This window comes from Novosphingobium sp. 17-62-19, from assembly GCF_002256775.1.
Classification (GTDB): domain Bacteria; phylum Pseudomonadota; class Alphaproteobacteria; order Sphingomonadales; family Sphingomonadaceae; genus Novosphingobium.
Genome location: NZ_NCII01000004.1, coordinates 42,100 through 60,138, shown reverse-complemented (window position 1 = coordinate 60,138; position 18,039 = coordinate 42,100). Strand labels below are relative to the sequence as shown.

At 65.2% G+C, this 18,039-nt stretch carries 6 protein-coding genes and 1 pseudogene (1 of these 7 only partly in view); 3 read left to right on the top strand and 4 right to left on the bottom strand.

The features are described from left to right. Window positions 1–121: 121 nt before the first annotated feature. From B7X90_RS01165 to B7X90_RS01155, 3 genes and pseudogenes are all read left to right on the top strand, one after another. Window positions 122–568, top strand: a pseudogene (locus B7X90_RS01165) (TolC family protein); the annotation flags it as partial. A gap of 53 nt (window positions 569–621) precedes the next feature. Next, complete coding sequence (locus B7X90_RS01160) at window positions 622–2,787, top strand: hypothetical protein (protein WP_292620964.1); 2,166 nt, start codon at window positions 622–624, stop codon at window positions 2,785–2,787. Further along, the gene (locus B7X90_RS01155; RefSeq protein WP_292620962.1) at window positions 2,757–3,509 is read left to right on the top strand and encodes a DUF3142 domain-containing protein; all 753 of its coding nucleotides are present in this window, start codon (window positions 2,757–2,759) and stop codon (window positions 3,507–3,509) included. Before B7X90_RS01160 ends, B7X90_RS01155 begins: the two co-directional genes overlap by 31 nt. A gap of 16 nt (window positions 3,510–3,525) precedes the next feature. Here the strand turns inward: B7X90_RS01155 and B7X90_RS01150 are convergent, their stop codons facing one another. The 4 genes in view from B7X90_RS01150 to B7X90_RS01135 are tightly spaced (each overlapping or abutting the next) and all read right to left on the bottom strand, a layout consistent with a single transcriptional unit that may run on beyond the window. Continuing rightward, entirely contained in the window at window positions 3,526–5,553 is a 2,028-nt protein-coding gene (locus tag B7X90_RS01150) for a DEAD/DEAH box helicase (RefSeq protein ID WP_292620960.1), read from the bottom strand. Beyond that, window positions 5,546–7,723 (bottom strand): peptidase M50, encoded by a 2,178-nt coding sequence (locus B7X90_RS01145; RefSeq protein ID WP_292620959.1) that lies wholly within the window; start codon window positions 7,721–7,723, stop codon window positions 5,546–5,548. Before B7X90_RS01145 ends, B7X90_RS01150 begins: the two co-directional genes overlap by 8 nt. Then, the gene (locus tag B7X90_RS01140; RefSeq protein ID WP_292620957.1) at window positions 7,724–9,601 is read right to left on the bottom strand and encodes an HlyD family efflux transporter periplasmic adaptor subunit; all 1,878 of its coding nucleotides are present in this window, start codon (window positions 9,599–9,601) and stop codon (window positions 7,724–7,726) included. Continuing rightward, window positions 9,601–18,039, bottom strand: the final stretch of a protein-coding gene (locus B7X90_RS01135) for a putative Ig domain-containing protein (protein WP_292620956.1). Its footprint extends 28,911 nt past the window's final position; only the last 8,439 of its 37,350 coding nucleotides appear in the window; the start codon falls outside the window, past its right edge; the stop codon is at window positions 9,601–9,603. Before B7X90_RS01135 ends, B7X90_RS01140 begins: the two co-directional genes overlap by 1 nt.

The following is an 18,039-nucleotide window of genomic DNA, read 5'->3' as shown; positions in this document are numbered from 1 at the left end:
CTGCGTGATATAATCCGGGGGCAGGAATCACCACTTTTTGCCGTTCGCCATCCGTTCGCGCCTAGCGTACGTAAAACTCACTTTCGTGTAGTGACCCCTTGCCGAACGCGCACGCAAGGACCGGATCGCCGACCCCAGCTTTGGCGTGCGCCTGTTCAGCGAACAGGGCGGACGTGAACGTGGCGCGGGGCTGGTGCTGTCCATGCCCATCGGCGGTGCCAATCGCCGCGCGGTGGCTGATCAGGCGGAAGCTGAAGGCTTGGCAGCAGCAGCGGAATCTGCGGCGGTTCGGCTTGATGTGCAGGAAATGGCATCCCGCGATGTGACGCGCGCAAATTCGGCCATGCAGGCCTGGCAGCAATCGCGCGAGGCGCTGAACGCGCAGATGGCGGCGCTTTCCAAGACCCGGCGCGGACACCAGTTGGGCGCAATCGACCTTGCCGATGTGTTGCAGGCAGAGCGACTGACTCATGCAGCATTCCGCACCGAAGCCCTCGCCCGCGCCGAAGCCAACCGTGCGATCAACTGCCTGCTGATCGACAGCCACAACTTGTGGATCAACGACTGATCTGGTGACATTTGTCATTGCCGGAAGCCTGCGCCTTGCGCATGTCTTGCGCCATGGCGAAAAGCGATAGACGGACTCATCTTCGGCGCAATCTTTCGGCGTGGCTGCGCAAGCACCCGCTGCGCACTGCTGCGGGGGCGGTCGCGCTTTCCACGGTCGGCATTGGCGGCACGCTTTGGGCGTGCGCTGACCCGTCGTGCACCCCGGCGTGGGAATTGGGCGCTGCGGACTATGAATGCGCCGGGCGCGCGATGATCAGCCCCGGCAACGATACGCGGATCAACCTGCTGCTATTGATGCAAAGCCTGCATCCTGTGCCCGACGCCGCAACCGCCGTGGGGCCGGACCCCTACGATCCGCAATATGGGCGCACTTTCATGTCATGGGCAGGAATGCGCCAGACGTTGTGGCCACATGCGGAAACGGCAGGTTACAGCGGTGAAGAAGCGCCATCGTGCGAACCGGCAGTGAGCGGCAGCCCGGCGTTCCTTGGTGCTATCGCCGCCGACGCCGGACTTTCCGATGCCGAACGCACGGCCCTCACCGCCCTGCGCGCGCAGACAGGATGCAACGAAGGAGCGTGGAACGAACCGGCGATCACTAGCAAACCGGGGCATGAATACCTTGCCTATCTGAAGGCTGCCGATGCCTTTCACAAGAATGACTGGTCGGTCGCTTCTCAAGGCTTTTCCGCCCTCACCCGCGCCAAATCGGCGTGGGTGGCAGAAACCGCCCGCTACATGCCAATTCGCATCGGGTTGCGCATGGCGATTGCCACGTCAGTGGACGAATGGGGCGATTTCGTCGGCACCGAAAAAGTCGACAAGCCCTCACTGGAAGCGGCGAGCGGTGCAATTGACGACTACCTGAAAGCCTATCCCAAAGGCCGCTATGCTGCCTCTGCGCAGGGTCTGAAACGCCGTGTGGCATGGCTCCGCGGCGATATGCCAACGCTGGTGCAGCACTATGAAACACTGCTGGCAAGCACACCCGGCTCAAGCGAGGCTGCTGCCAATCTGGCCGAGGAGATCGACAGCAAACTGCTTGAACACGCAGACGCCGCACAGATCGCCGCTCAGGGCAAAGCGCCGCTGCTGCTGGCAGTCGCCGATTTCAAGCAGATGCGCCCCTCCGGCGATGATTCCATCGGCCTTTCAACCAGCGATCTTGCCGCGCAGAAGGCCCAGTTTTCCGCGCATCCAGAGCTTTACGGGCTGATCGAGGCGAGCCGCGCAACCTACGCCGGTGGCGATGCCAAGGCGGTGCTGGCTCTCGTGCCCGATGCGGCGCGGCAGCCGCGCTACAAGCCGCTTGCGTTCAGCCGCCAGACCTTGCGCGGAATGGCGCTGGGCAAACTGCGCGATCCGAACGAGGCGGGGTTCTGGCGTGAACTGCTGGGCGGGGCCAGCCCGGTTTACCAGCGCCCACTGGCGGAACTCGGCCTTGCCGTGCGCTGGCAACGGGACCGGCGCGTCGATCAGATCTTCGCGCCCGGATCGCCGATCACCGACCCGACGATCCGCGAGATCCTGCTGCAAACCGTTGCCACGCCCGCCATCCTGCGCGCCAACATCGCCAACACCTCACGCCCTGCGCACGAACGCGACGTGGCGCGGTTTTCGCTGCTATACAAAGACCTGGCGCGCGGGGCCTATGCCGATTTCACGCGCGATCTGGCGCTGGTGCCTGCCGAAGCCAATGTCGACGGCGGGCTGTGGGACTTTGCACGGCAGGATGCGGTGCCGGTGGGTCTGTTCCGCAAGGGCCGCTGGTCCGATGGCTTCGCCTGCCCTGCCCTTGCCGAAACCGCCGCAACGCTCGCCCGCGCACCCAAGGATCACCGCGCGCAGTTGTGTCTTGGCGATTTCTACCGGCTCAACGGGTTCGATGGCTTTGCGCTGTTCAACCCGGACGGGAACGAGATGGCGCTCGGCAACGGGCCGGATGGCTTCGGCGGCAAGGCAGTGGCGCGCGGCGCAATCTATGACGCGGTCATAGCCGACAAGACCGCGGCGCCCGATCTGCGTGCCTACGCGCTCTATCGCGCCGTGATGTGCTATGCGCCTTCGGGCTACAACGGGTGCAGCGGCCCGGCATGGACCATGGCCGAAATGGATGCTGCCCAAGCGCCTACCGCCACACGCAAGGCATGGTTCACCGAACTCAAGCAGCGCTACCCGAACAGCCCATGGGCCAAACGTCTGCGCTACTACTGGTGAAGTGGCGTCCGGCGCTCCTGCTGGCGTTGGCACTGCTGACGGGGTGCAAGGCTGAGCCGCAGCCAAACGCTCCTGCGGCAGTGCAAGCGGCAAAGTATGACGCGATCTACGTCTGGCCCGGCGTGCGACCTGCCCCCGGCAATGCGGCAAAGACCGTCTACCTGCTCGATGGCGAAGTGCGGCGCGAAGGCGTGGCACGGCTCGAACGGTTGCGCATGGGCGTGCCGAAACTGCCGGGGCGGACGGTGTGGCTGGTGGTCCGCGCCGAACGGCTCGACTGGAACGAGGCTACCTATGCCGCGATCCTGTCGGACCTTGAACGATGGGAAAAGGCCGGCAACACGCTGGCCGGCCTGCAAGTGGATTTCGACGCCGCCACGCGCGGGATCGATGGCTACGCCCGCTTCCTGCAAGACTTGCGCAAACGCCTGCCGCAGCGCTGGAAGCTATCGATCACCGGCCTGATGGACTGGAGCGCGCATGGCGATCCTCAAGCGCTGGCAGGCCTTGCCCGGACTATCGACGAGGTGGTGGTGCAAACCTATCAGGCCCGCACGACCATCCCCGGATACGAACAATACTTCGCAAGGATGGAGCGTTTCCCCATCCCGTTCCGCGTCGCCCTGGTCGAAGGCGGCGCGTGGAAGGCCCCGCCCATGCTGGCACAGCACCCGATGTTCCGCGGCTATGTCGTGTTCCTGCTGGCGCCCGAGGGCAAGTAGCCTGCCGGGGCGATGCTCAGCCATCTCTCCCCGCAAAGGCCAGGCTCTCCTTCAGCCGCTCCTCCGATAGCTCGGTCTGCCGCCGCGTGGCGGCATGGCGTCGCTCCGCCGCGCGCTGCGCCCACTTGCGCAGCCACTCGGCAGGGCCATCCAGCACCGGAAACTCGCGCGCAGACGAGGCCAGCGTCTTTGCGGCGCGCGTGGCGAAGTGGCGGTAAAGCTCATCATCCAGCGCGGTGATCGCCTGCGAACTGCCCGGATCGCCCTGCCGTCCGGCACGCCCGTAAAGCTGGCGGTCGATCCGCGCCGTTTCATGAAACGCCGTCAGGATCACATGCAGCCCCCCTGCCGCCCGCGCGCTTTGCGTCAGTTCGATATCAGTGCCGCGCCCTGCCATGTTGGTGGCAACGGTCACCGCCCCAACCTCACCCGCCCCCGCGATGATCTCGGCCTCCTCGCTATCCTGTCGCGCATTCAGCACGCGATGCGGCACCCCGCGCGCCGCAAGACAGGCCGCCACGCTTTCCGAATCCGCCACTGATCGCGTTCCGACAAGGATCGGCCGCTCGCCCTCCTCGCGCCGCACCCGCTCCACCTCGGCAGCCACCAGCGCCCACTTGTCCGCTTGCGTGCGCACCAGAGCATGGCCCCGATGCACCCGCTGCGTCGGCCGGTTCGCCGGAACTGGCCGCACCCGCAGTCCGAAATCGGCCCACAATTCGTCTGCCACCTCGCGCACCGTCCCGCTCATCCCCGCCAACCTGCGATAGCGGCGGAAGAAGCGCTGGTAGGTTATCCGCGCCAGTGTGGTGCGCTGCCCGGTCGTCTCGACCTGCTCCTTGGCCTCGACCATCTGGTGCAGCCCGCCTTCCCATGACCGGTCGGCCATCGTGCGCCCGGTCGATTCATCTACGATCCGCACTTCGCCTTCGACCACCACGTAATCGCGGTCCTTCAGGAACAGGCGGCGCGCGCTGATCGCCTGAACCACCAGCTGTTCGCGCGCCTGCCGGATGCGCCACTGGCGGTGCGGCAATCCGGCGGCCATGTCCTCCACCGCCCGCTTGCCCCGCTCGGTCAGTTCCACCGCGCGCTGCTCTTCGCGGATCGTGTAGTGGCGGCCCTCCTCCAGCCGTCCGGCCAGTTCCAGCCCGGCAAGGTAAAGCCCGTTGTCATCCCCCGGCGTCTCCGCCGAAAGGATCAGCGGCGTCCGCGCCTCATCGATGAAGATCGAATCCGCCTCGTCCACGATGGCAAAGTGCAGCCCGCGCATGGTCAGCGGTGGAACGCGCTGGCCACATAGCGCCTGCACCTGCCGCCGCACCGAACTGCGCCCCTTCGTCAGCGCCGCCATGTCCTTGAGGTAATCGAATGCGATTTCCTTGTTGGTCCCATAGACCACATCGGCGCGATAGGCCGCGCGCCGCTCTTCCGGCTCCCCCCCTTCCACGATCAGCCCGGTCGAAAGCCCGAACAGCGCATAGACCGGCGAAAGCTTGGCCAGATCGCGCGTGGCTAGGTAGTCGTTGACGGTGAATACATGCGCCTGAATGCCCGCCAGCGCGGCAGTGATCGCAGGCAGCAGCGCGGTGATGGTCTTGCCCTCACCCGTCGCCATTTCGGCAATGCCGCCCTCAATCATGGCAAGGCCGCCCATCAACTGCACCGGATAGTGCCGCATCCCCAGTTCGCGCCCGGTCGCCTCGCGGATCAGCGCGAAGCACTCGTCCACCAGCGCTGGCACCAGCCCCTCGCGCGAAAGCCGTGCCCGCATGGACCGGCAGCGCAGCATGAAGGCATCCTGCCCCATCTTCGCCAGCTCCGGCCAACCCTCCGCAATCGCCGTGGCGCGGCCGAGCAACGTGCCCTTCACAAATGGCGGATCGACCATCAGCCGCCCGATCAGCTTGTCCAGCGGGCGGTCCCACTTCCACGCCTTGGCCTGCCCCAGCTCAGGATAGGGTGCGATCACCGGACGTTCGGCTTTGCGGATCTCGTACCACACATCGCCCGCACGCGCTTTCAGAGCTGCCATGTCACGCATCGAACTGCGCCAACAGCAATTGCCGGATGCGCCGCACGCCCTGCCAGCCCAGCGGCTCCCAATCGAGCGCAAAGCGCACGTGGACGCGCGTCCCGAAAGGCACCTCGCGCAAGTCCGGCGGCAGCGCCACGTCGAACAGGAACACCCGCGCCAATGTGCCCGTGCCATCCTCGCTGCGCGGATCGAGCGCAAACGGACCGCCATTGGCCGAACCCAAGGCCGGACTCGGCAATTCGAACGTTCCGCCCGGCACGGCACGCACGATCTCGCTGTCCCAGGTATCGCCTGGCCGGTTGGCCAGCTTCAACCGCAGCGACCGCAAATGCCCCCGGATCAGCTCGAAATCGTCCTGCGCCACCGCAATCCGCGCCACATCGGCATGGCCCGGCGTCACATAGCCGATCAGCTCACCCTTCTTCATATAGCGCCCCGGCATGTCGCCCGCAGGAGCAGCGGCCAGCACGAAAGTCCCGGTGCTTTCAGCCTCGATCGTCAGATCACCCAACCGCCGCTCCTGCGTGGTCAGCCGCTCCACCGCCTCGGCCAGTTGCAACTGGCTGACCTCGCGCTGCACGCGGTCCCCGGCCTCGGCCCGCCCGGCCCCGGTGCGCAGTTCGGCATCGGCCTGTGCCTGTAATTCATGCGCCCGCCAGCGCAGTTGCTCCACCTCGGCGGCAAGGATTGGATTCTCCGCACCGACCAGCAGTTCGCCCGGTTCAACCCGCGCGCCTTCCGCCGCCATGATCTCGTTCACCGTGCCATCGCCGCCTGCACGCACATGCGCTTCCTCGGGCAGCCAGACGATCCCCTGCGTGGTGGCGTGATGCGGGGCGGGCACGGCGAACAGCAGCACCAGCACCGCCGCTGTCACTCCCACCGTCAGCCGCACCGCGCGCTGGCGGTTCTTGTGCAGTTGCGGGCTGGTGAAAACATGCGAATACATCTTCCACAGCGGCGCGCCGATGGCATTCCACAGCGACCACAGCGCAATAGCCACACCGATGAAGAAGAACCGCTTGGCCACCAGCAGCGCAATGCCCAGCATCATCACCATGCGCGCAGCAAAAGCCGCAGGCGCATAGGCGATGAACCAGCGCTTCTCCCCCGGCGTGGCGGCAAAAGGCTGCTCGTCCGAAGCGCCCAGCAGATGCCGTGTTGCCAGATGCCCCCAGAACCGGTTGGATCGCTCGGCAAGGTTCGGAATCTCGATCAGATCGGCAAGGATGTAATACCCGTCGAACTTCAGCAGCGGATTGCCATTGACCAGCACGGTCGAAATGCCCGCCACCAGCATCACGTTGAACAGCACCGCCCGCAACGTGCCCGGCTCCACCATGACCCACGCGAACATCGCCAGCGCCGCCAGCGCCAGTTCTGCCATCATCCCCGCTGCACCCACCGTCGCGCGCTGCCACTTGTTCGGCAGGGCGCTGGCGGCAGAGGCATCGACATAGGGCACCGGGAACAGCACCAGCAGCATCACCCCCATCTCGCGCACTTCGCGCCCGCGCGCCTTGGCGGCAAAGCCGTGCCCCAGTTCGTGGATCACTTTGACCAGCGGATAGACAAAAGCCATGATGAACAGGTTGTCCGCCGACAGTGCGCGGTCCCACAGGTTGCCGGTCAATTCGTCCCAATGCCGCCCCGCCAGCACCAGCGCGGGCACCACCAGCGTGAGCCACAGCGCAAGCCCCGCCCAGCCGAACAGCGGCTGCACCCACGGCATCGTGCGGGTCAGGAACCTGTCGGGATCCACCAGCGGCACGCGCAGGGACATCGGGCTTTTCAGGTTCTGCAACCAGATCTGCCGCCGCTGCTTCTTCTGCCGCTTGAACAGGTCCGCCGTATCGGGCGCGGCGTCGCTCGCCAGCAGATCGGAGTTGTGCAACTGCCCCAGCGCGCGGATCACTTCGTCCTGCGTCGGCGCATCCTCGCCCATCTCGTCCACCAGCCGTTGCCACAAAGCATCGACGGTCTGCGCGCCGTCCAGCCGCCCGATCAGCAGATAGGCCCCGCGCGCAAACCGATGCACGCGCCCCGCCGCACCATCATCGAGCACGTACCACATCGCTCCGCGATAGACATGCCGCCGCACCCGCACGTGCGCGCGCAGCTTGGGCCGCAGATGCGCGACGTTGAACCAGCTGGCGCTCTCGAACGGGTTGGCCATTTACGGTAGCCACTCCCATGCAAACAGCCGCATCCAGCCGATCACCGAGCGCAGCAAGATGCCGGCCAGACTGCGCCGGTCCACATCGACCTTGGCCACGCCTTCCATCCCGGGCCGCAGCAATTCGCGCGCTTCGGGCGCAAGTTCAGCCTCCACCCGGAACGTGTTCTGCCCGTCACGCGCGGCAGTCACGCTGGTCAGCTTGGTCACGGTGAATGGCACGGTTTCCCCGGCCAAGCCGGTCGGCGCGAATTGGCCCTCCTGCCCCGGCTTCACGTGCGAAATGTCGCCCTCGGCCACGTTCAGCACCACGCGGAAGTCGTCCGCGGGGGCCACTTCGAACAGGACTTTGCCTTCTTCCACCGGCGATCCGACCAACTGGCTGACATCGCCAGATACCAGCACACCGCTCAAGGGCGCCGTGATGGCGATGCGTTCCAGCTTGTAATCGATCAGCCGCAGTTCGGCCTCGGCCTGGCGGTATTGCGCGCCCAGCAGGTTCATCTCGGCCCGCTCGTGCCCCGCCAGCGCCTTGCGGTACTGCCGGTCCACCTGCTGCAGTTCGGCCGCCGCCCGCGCCCGGTCCAGCCGCAAGTCGCGGTCGTCAAGCACCGCCAGCACTTGCCCCGCCTGCACCACATCGCCCGCCCGCGCCATCGACCGCGCGATGAAGCCGTTGAACGGTGCGGCGGCAGCGCGCTGCACCCGGCCCTCGAGCGTCGCATCGGCCCCCACCCGGAACTGCGCCAGCGGCACCAGAAGCACGAAGGTCAGCACCACCGCACCAATCGCCAGTGCCTTGGCCAGCGGACGGCGCGGACCGAACACGGCGCGCGCGCCATGCATCGCCTTGTCCCGGATGCGCCCGCTCACCAGCCGCGCCTCGCGCTGCTTCAGCGAGATCGTCGGCGCAACCAGCGCAGCGGCCGTCTCGCACAGCAACAAGTCCCGCGCGCTGAACGGTGCGCGGCCCCGGTCGCGCTCCAGCGTCAGCACGCCAGTCACGATACCCCGGTCCTCGAACGGGATCGAGGCGATGGCCCCGCTGCCCAGTGTCGAAATCAGCCGCGCGTGCTGGATCGTCACCGCGCCACAATCGTCGCCCGCATCGCCTTGCGGCAACACAATCCGCGCGAGCTGGTCATAGGCTTCGTCCATCGCGGCCTCGATTGTCTCGGCCAGTTCGGACTTGCGCCGGAACCACGCGCCGTGAGACATCGCCGAGAGCCGCACCGCATCGCGCCGCACCAGCCCCACCGCCGCCCGGTCCGCCCCCACCGCACGGGCAATCTCGTTGACGAAGGCCAGCAGCGTCTCCTCCAGCCCCTCATGCTCCTGCACCGCCGCCAGCAATTCCATCGCCGCGACCGCTGCGGGCGGAGGCGCGGCGCTTGCCTGCCCCGCCTCGGCCGCGCGATGCTGCCATACCAGCGTCAGTATCCAGCCCACGCCCCAGTGCAGTTCGCGCAATGTCTGCTGCAAGGTGCCCGCATCGGCAGAGGCGAGCGCCAGCACGATCACACCGTGAACTTCTGCCGAAGATCCAACGGGATAGGCGATGACGGTCTGCCCCTCCCCACCCGGCGCGATCTGCGGCTGACCACTCGCCAGCACCGCTTCTGCCGCCTCGCGCAGCGGGTCGATATTGCTCGGCCCGGCAGGCCAGACCGCAGCAGGCGCAAAGCCGCCGCCCTGCGCTTCCAGCAGGATCAACCCGCCGCTGGCCTCCGGCGTGCGGGCGCATTGCAGATCGAGCCAGGCGCGGCAGAAGCCTGCGCCGTCCTTGGCCATCGCCAGCGCCGCCCAAAGCGCGGCCTCTTGGGGCGCGGCGGTGCGGGCCTCATCCGCGTCGAGCATCTCGGCGTGAACCTCGGCCATCAGACGGCCTCCTCTTCAGCCTTGCGACGGCGACCCTTTGCCCTGTCCTCGCGGTTCGGAATCAGCACTGGCAGGCCGACCGCGATGAGCGCATCTTCGAGCATGAAGCCGGACGGCGACGGGCCAGCGAGCAGGTTTGCCAGCATGAGCGCCGGAGTGCCCGGCGCAGGGGCGTTGGTGAGCGGTCCGGTGCCGTCAGGTGCTGTTTGGTGCACTTCGGGATTTGCGGCCTTCGGCGTTGCCGGAGCACCCTTTTCTGCTGGCTTTTCAGCAGGTTTCACGCCCTCTTCCGGCGGCAATGGCGTGGTATCGGTCGTCCAGATGTCCCCCGCCCACTTCGCCACCGCCTGCGCGAACCCATAGGTGACTTCCGGCAGATCGGCCATCGGCGCGCTGGTCGATCTGTGCAACCGGAGGTCCGCCGCAACCAGCGGATCGATGATCGGCAAGCGCGGAGAATTGAAGAAGCGGGAATCGCGGATATCTGCGATCAGTTCGGGCGGAATCCCGCTCCATGCGGCGAATTCCCCCTCACTCCGCACCGCAAGGCGCGTGATTTCGTAAGTGTCCAGAATCGTGAGGATTTGATCGCCATCGGCATCGCCGAAGGTGCCGACCACTTGCAACGCCTCGTCCCGTGCCAGCGCGGTGGGATCGGCGGCGTTGATCATTTCCACTTGCACTTCAAGCACTTCGCTGGCCCCATAGGGCGCGGATTGCGGCACTCTTGCATCGAGGCTGGCGAGCGCAACGCTGCCCGCGGCGATCGGCGTATCGCTGATCACGGTGACGCGCACCAGCGCCTTGCCACCGCTGGCGGGGAGGACTTCCCATGTCAGCTTTGCGCCTTCGGGCAAGTCCGGCCCGGCATTTACGCCATCAAGCGCAAGCAGTGCAGGATCGTACTGCACTGTAAAGCGCAGGGTTTTTACCCCACCCTCGCTGGCAAAGCGCACCTGCAAGCCATCTTGCGCTTCACGCGGCACATCGATCTTCTCACCCGGCACGCGCAGGAAATCGGGCAGCGAGGCAAGGCCGGGACGCGCCTGCTCAAAGCGCAGCGTGGTGCGATAGTTGCCCCCCGGCGCGCCATCGGCATCGCCATCAAGCAACGATCCGCGCGCGCTGGCAAAGGCGGGCGCTGAGAGTTCGAGCGCGTAGCTGTCATACTGCAGCGCCTTGCCATCGACGCGGGCGATCACAAGCGCACCATTGGCATCGAGCGTCAGCGCAGTGGTGACAGCGCCGACCGCCGAGCCGACCAGCGTGACCGGAGTGCCGGTCAGCGGCAAGGCCGCCAGCGCTTGCGAGAAGCGGACGACCAGCCTGCCACCGACGATTCCGCTGCCGGTGACTTGCAAGAGCGGCGCTGCGGCGACATCAACCACCAGCGGCTGCGCGGTGAAAGTCCCGTCCTCGTTACGCAAAGTGGCGCGCACGGTAAAGCGGCCCGCGCCTGCAAAGACGTGCTCTGCCGCCGATGCCGTTCCGGCGAGGCTGCTGACCACGGTGCCATCGCCCCAGTCGATCCGCCATTCCTGCGGCGTATCCTGCCCCGGATCGGTCAGCGCGAGTTGCAGGCGGTAGACCAGCCCTGCCCCGGCGCTGCCGCTGCCCACCACGGTCAGGACAGGTGCGACATCGGTGACATTGACAGTGACCGTGCCGGTGGTGATGCCGCCCTTGCCATCGCTGACCCGGACCGCAAACTCGGCACTCGCCGCGCCATCAGGGGCGAGCCATGTCAGCCTGCCTTGCGGGGTAAGCACTGCGCCTGAAGGGCCGGAAACCAGTTCCCACGCCAGCGCATCGGCCGGGCCATCGGCGTCGGTCGCGGTGAGATCGAGCAGGACTTGCTGCCCCTCGGCCACGGAAACCACCGGCTGCGGATCGATCACCGGCGCGATGTTGGGACGCGCGCTCACCGTGATGTTGAAGCTGCGCTCATCGAACGCACCGTCAGGATCGGTGACGCGGATGGTGAAGTCCGCATCGCCCAGCGTTGCCGCCTGCCACGTCAGCCGCCCGTCGGGGGTGACTTGTGCGCCTTGTGGACCAGAAACCAGCGAGAACACCAGCGTTGCCAAAGCATCGTCGGCATCGAAGGCGGAAAGTTGGAAGGCGAGATCATCGCCTTGGGTGGCTGTCTGGTCGTTCAAGGGCGCGAGGACCGGCGCGATATTGGGTACGGCGCCCACGGTAATGTCGAAGCTGCGTTCCGCGCGGTTGCCCGATGGATCGATGACCGAGACGGTAACCGGCACGGTGCCAAGCACGTTGCTGGTCCACGTGAAGCGGCCCTGTGGTGTGACCGCAGCGCCTTGCGGGCCGCTTTCCAGCGCGAAGATCAGGGTGGAAAGGTCGTCGTCGGGATCGCTGGCGACCAGATCGAGTGTAACATCGCCACCAATGATGACAGCCTGCGCCGCAATCGGGGCGAGCAGCGGGGCGTCGTTGCCCACGGCAGCAACCGCGATGACGAAGCTGGTTTCCGCCGAGGCTCCGGCAGGATCGGTGACGCGAACGGTGATCGCCTGATCGCCGGTCAGATCGGCGGTCCAGACGAACTGGCCGTCGGTCGATACGGCAGCTCCGAGCGGGCCGGAGACGAGTTCGAAGACCAGTGTGTTGGCGGCGTGATCGGGGTCAGTCGCGGTCAATTGCAGGCTGACAGCGGTGCCCTGTTGCACTGCGCGGTTGCTGACCGGATCGATGGCGGGGGCCTGATTGGCGCGCGCTTCGACGGTAACCGTGAAGCTGGTTTGCGCAAAGAGGCCGCCGCTGTCGGTTACGCGCACGACCACGTCCTGTGGGCCGAGCGCTTCGCTCGCCAGCCAGCTGAACTGGCCAGTGGGCGAGACGGCCGATCCTTGCGGGCCGGAGACCAGCGACCAGACCAGATCGTTCGGCGCGTCGAGATCGTCGGTGGCGGAAAGCGGGACGATCAGCACGCCGCCTGCCGTCACTGTGCGATTGGCGACGGCATTGGGCACCGGAGCCAGATTGTCCGGCGCCAGCGCCACGTTGATCACGAAGCTGGTTTCGGTGAATGCGCCTGCCGGATCGGTGACGCGCACGGTGACCGGCTGCTGCGCGGCCTGATCGGTGGCGATCCAGTTGAACTGGCCTGCGGGCGAGACGGTGGCACCGGCGGGACCGGTGACGAGGCTGTAGACGAGATCGCCTGCCGCGTGATCGGCATCGGTGGCGGAAAGGGCGAAGCTGAGGCTTGCGCCTTCATCCACCTGTTGCGCGGCAACGGCTGCGATCTGCGGGGCTTCATTGTTGGCCGGGGTGACGGCGATGACGAAGCTGGTTTCGGCGCTCGCCCCGCCGCTGTCGGTTACGCGCAGACGCACGGTTTGCTGGCCGCTGCCCGCCGCTGTCCACTGCAACTGGCCTTGTGGGGACAGCGTCAATCCCTGCGGGCCTTCGAGCAGGGTGAAGACGAGATCCTGCGCCGCGTCCTCGATATCGCTGGCCGCAATCGCCAGAGCAATCGCCTCGCCCACGGTGGCGCTGCGGTTGGCTACCGGAGTGATTTCCGGCGTATCGTTGACGGCGCTCACCGTGATGCGCGCGGTGGCCGTGGCGGGCGGGTTGATGTTGTCGCTGATCTGATAGGTGAAGCTGTCGGTGCCGCTGAAGTTGGCATCGGGCACATAGGTCCATGCGTCGCCCGGTGTGGTGGGCGCACGCAGAGTGCCGTTGGCGGGCGCGGTGAGGATGGTGACCGCCAGCGGGTCGCCATCGACATCGCTATCGTTGGACAGGAGGTCGATGGCTACTTCGCCGTCCTCGGCCACCACAGCATCATCATCGCGCGCCACGGGCGGGCTGTTGATTGCGCCGCCGAAGCCGACATCATCAACCGTCACAAGGCTGTCGAGCGCGCCCTGCCCGATCAGGTCGAAGCTGAGCCATGCGCCGTTGCTGGTATCGACGCCTGCGAGGGAGATCGTGACGATGGCCGCGCCGGTGAGCGGATTGCCCTGCACAGTCACTCCGGGTGCGAGGTAGAGCGAGCCATCGGCCTGAAGGTTGAGCAAGGCATCGCTGAGCGAAAGTCCGCCCATCGCGCCGAGCAACGAAGCGCCGGTGACCGGATCAAGCAGCGCGATTTCGAAGGCATCGGGCGGCAGCGCGGCATTGCTGCCGAGACTGGCTGAAGCGATGCGCAAGGTGATGCTGTCTGCCCCTGCGGGAACGGCGAAGCCTTGCTGGAGCGAGGACAGGAAGCGTGAGTCTTCCGCCAGAACGCCGACGCCGCCGGAGACCACGCCGCCGCCGCTGGCCGTCCAGCCGGTGGCCGCAACGAAATCGCCGTTGGTCAGTGCCGAGGTCACGGGCGCGCCGGATGCGCTGAGGGTCGAGAAGGTCTGCACGCCCGAGCCCGATGCGGGCAGTGCTGCGCCGGTGAGCAGGACCATGGGATCTGCGGCAGGCGTGGTGGGTACGGCAGGCGCAGGCGCAGCGTCCAATTCGGAATAGACGCGGCGTTCGCCCAGACGCAGTGTGGCGCTCATCAAGCGGGGTTCGAGCGTGGCGGCAATATCTTCGAGGCCGACGGCGTGGCCGAGTTCGTGCATGACCACGGTCAGCAGGTCTACCCGCCCTTGCGCGCCGCTGCCGGACAGGGCTTCGAACAGGTGTGCCTTGCCTCCGGCAGTATACTCGCTGCTGTCAGCCGGGCTGAGATCGATGAACCAGCCAAAGCCCGATGCGTCATCGTCAATAGTAAGCAGGCCATCGTCGAACGAGGCCAGTGCATTGTCGCCCAGATCGCGCACTTCGAAGGTGATTCCGGCAAAGACATTGTCGAGATTGGCGTAGACGCCATTGTCCAGCCACGCCTGCTTGGCCGCATCGATCACGTCCTGCATCTGCGCGAGCGTGGAGACAGGCGCCCCCTGCGGCACGGCACCTTGCGGATCGAGTTCCATCGGATCGCCGCTGGTGACGAGGCTGAAGCGGACGCCATCGAGGAAGAATACCTGGCTGATTTCTTCGCCCGCAGCATAGGCGGGGTCGGTGGGGTCGCTTTCGCTGACGATTGTTACGCGTTCTCGCACGCGCATTTCGGTGCGGCGTTCGAGCGTGTAGCTCGCAGACGTTCCGCCAGGGATGGCCACGGCTGTTACTTCGCCGATGGACACCGGATCGAGTACGCGCGCTGCGGACTGCCCGCGATCGACGAGGAATTGGCGGACGTAGTGCGTGACTGCGGTGGCGCGATCTAGGGCAAGCTGGCGGTTGTATTCGATAGTGCCGATGGGATCGGCATAGCCGAAGAACTGCACTTGGGAATCGGGATGATCGAAGATCCACTGCGCCTGTTGCTGAAGCGCGGCCAGTTGCGCTGGACTATCGGATATCTGCGCGATTGTCCGCTCATCAGGTTCGAACAAGACCTTGTTTTCAATTGCTTCGCCATCGATTTCGGGGAAGGACCACGCGTTGAAGTCCTCGACGATTTCCTCGGCATTGAGCGAGGTAATCTGCAGCGTCACCACTTTGCCGCGCAGTTGCGGAGGCACGTCGATCACGAACTGGTTGCTCTGGAGGAAGCCGGGCGTGAGCTTGACGGTTTCGAACAGGGGATCGACGTCAACGCCTTCGGCGGTCATCCGTACGAGGATCGAAGCCTTGGGTGTCATCACCCACGGAGCGAAGGTTTCCAGATGCAGCTTGTTCGCATTGGGCGGCACGAACATGCGGTTGTGGGTGACGGTCGAGAAATCGGTGGTTTCGTCGATGAACTTCTTGATGGCGCCAGTGACCTGCTCGGCCAGCCCACTGGGCAGGCCGAGTTTGTCGATGCCTGCGATTATACCATCGAGAATGCCCTTTACAGCAGCGGTACCACCGAACATCAGCGCATAATCACTGCGCAATTCTCCTGATTGTTCGCCGAATATTTTCTTGAACACCGCCTCGAACGACTTCTTGAAAATTTCCCGGAAGCCGTCGAATTCGTCCGGCTTCGGGTTCGTGGCCTTCCCCAGAAAGTCCTGAAAGTTGAATCCGTCTCCAAATACCGCACCTGCATCGATTGCGGCCTTGATAAGATCATCGAAAATTTCGACGATCGCCAACAGGAAATGATAGTTCTCGAGATCCGCCAAGGCTCCGGGCAGGTTCTTCCTCATCTCTTCCTGCCAGGCAAAGAATGCGTCGGTTCCCGCTGGCGGTGCCGGTGTAAAACCCGCCGCCCTCATCAACAGGCCTCGCAACAACTTGTCTCCAAGCTTCTTGCCGACCGTGTCCATCAGGCGTCCGGCAACATCGAGGCCCGCCTGCGTGGCACTGGTCTGCATGGCGAACATGCCGGTGATGTCGATTTCGCCGAACCAATCGCCGAAATCGAGCTTGAAGCCACCGCCGCCGTGGAAGGACCAGCCGGGCAGTTCGTAGGCCAAGGGATACCGGCCGAAAGTGGCCTCTTCGAACACGCTGGTGCTGGCGTTGCCGCCTTGCGTGAGGAAGTTCCAGAATGAATTGCGCACGCCCAGTTCGAATTCGCCGTTGAACACGGTGGGCACGGGCTGATCGCCCGGTGTGGCCTGCGAGTTGTCCTCGGCCACGTTGACGCGGGGGCCGCCTGTGGTGCGATAGTCCGCCCCGCCCCCGGCCGCGCTGTAGTACCAGCCCATGCCGATGCCTTCCCAGATCATGCCGGGAACTTCGGAATAGAACACGGTCGGCTTGCCCGCTGTTACCAGCGCGGGCTGGACATTGTACCAGGGGATACGCCCGAAATCTTCGGTTGGCAGGACCAGCGACAGCGTGCCTTTGCCTTCATCGGTGACGCGGCGATAGATCGGATAGCCTTCGAGATTGTCGACACTGGTGTCGATCGTCCCGGCATACCATTCCAGCACGCGGTTGTGCGGGCCGCCAGCGCCGATGCTGAAGGGACCAAAGCCGAAATCGTCCTGAGTGAATCCCGACCGGCCATTGAGCAGGACATCAAGATTGGCACCGCTGACCGAGCGCCCATTGGCGGTGAGCGTAAACGACAAACGGCGCAGTTCATCGCCCACGGGCAGGTCCGTGGTCTCCATTCGCGCGAGGGTCTGGTAGTAATTGTCGGCGAAACCGACATTGTTCCAGACCTGAACCCTGGGGTCCTTGAAGTCCTGGAACTGTACGGGATTCAACTTCAATCCGAGAAATGCTGCAAGTTCAAACAGCTTGGGGATCTTCTCTCCCAATTCAATAATCTTCGCCCCGACATTGGGCGCGAGCAGACCGACAACCGCGCCAATCCCCTGCGCCAGCAGCTTGGCCAGCGTATCGAGCGGTACCGCGAGCGTATCCTGCTTGAAATCGTGCGGATCAAGCGTGGTCATGTGGATGCCGCCATCGGCCTGACCTGCTGCCGGGAAATAGGTGCCGAGGCGCTGGATGATCTCGGAATTAACCGAGGCACCGCGCCCGTGGCCGATGAAGTGCATTGAGGAGGCAAAGATTTTCCCGCCGCTTGCCTGATTGAGCAGGACAAGAGAGGCGAAGAAGGCATCGGCTGCGGCTTCGGAAAAGCCGATGTCGGTGATGTCGGATTCCTTGGCCCAATCGGCGATCAGCACCACCGGCTTGCCTGCGATCAGGGCATCGGCATTGCGATTGGTGGAATCGAAGATATCGACCCAGTCGCCGGTTGCCTTTTCATAGCGCAGTACCACACCACCGCCGCCAGCTTCGGCGATCATATTGGCCATCGTGGTGAAAGCGCCGCCCTCGCTTTCGAACGGATCATCGTCGATCGACAGGCCCAGCTGCATGTCATGCGTCAGCAGCGTAACGCCATTGTAGGGCGTGCTGAGCTGCTTGGGGGTGACGGTGAACGAGGTGGATTCTCGCACGTCCTCGCCAAGAAGTTCTACGCCCCAATAGTAGTCCTGTCCGGCAGTCATGGCGCGGGCGAAGGCTGCGTCGACGAAGACCTTCCACGTCTTGTTGTCGGTATCGCCAGTACGGGTGATGTTGCCGCGGGCATCGACCTTGTAGATACCGGGCCGCAGGATCTGGGACGTGAGGATGCGGTTGGGATTGGTATCGCCCGCGTTCAGCAGATCGGAACCGGGGTTGCTGTCAAAGAAATAGCGCGGCGAAGGACTGTCATCAGGCCACAGGCCGTTGCCCGGTGGCAGCGCGCTGAGGAAGAAGCGCGTTTCGTAGCCATCTTCGGGCACTTCGACGAGGCTGGTATCGATGTCCCAGGTGAAGCTGAGCAGTTCGGAGTTCTGGTTGAAGATGTCGAATTCGCTGGTCGGCGCGATCAGGCGCAGCGCATTCAGTTCCTGCAAGGCCATGCCGCGGCCATGGCGGGGCACATCGATGGCAGGCTTGTAGAAATCGACGCCAAAGGTGGGATGATCGAGCGCGGTGCGCTGCCACTGGTCGGGATCGAGGAATGGCGCGGGATCGATGGCGCG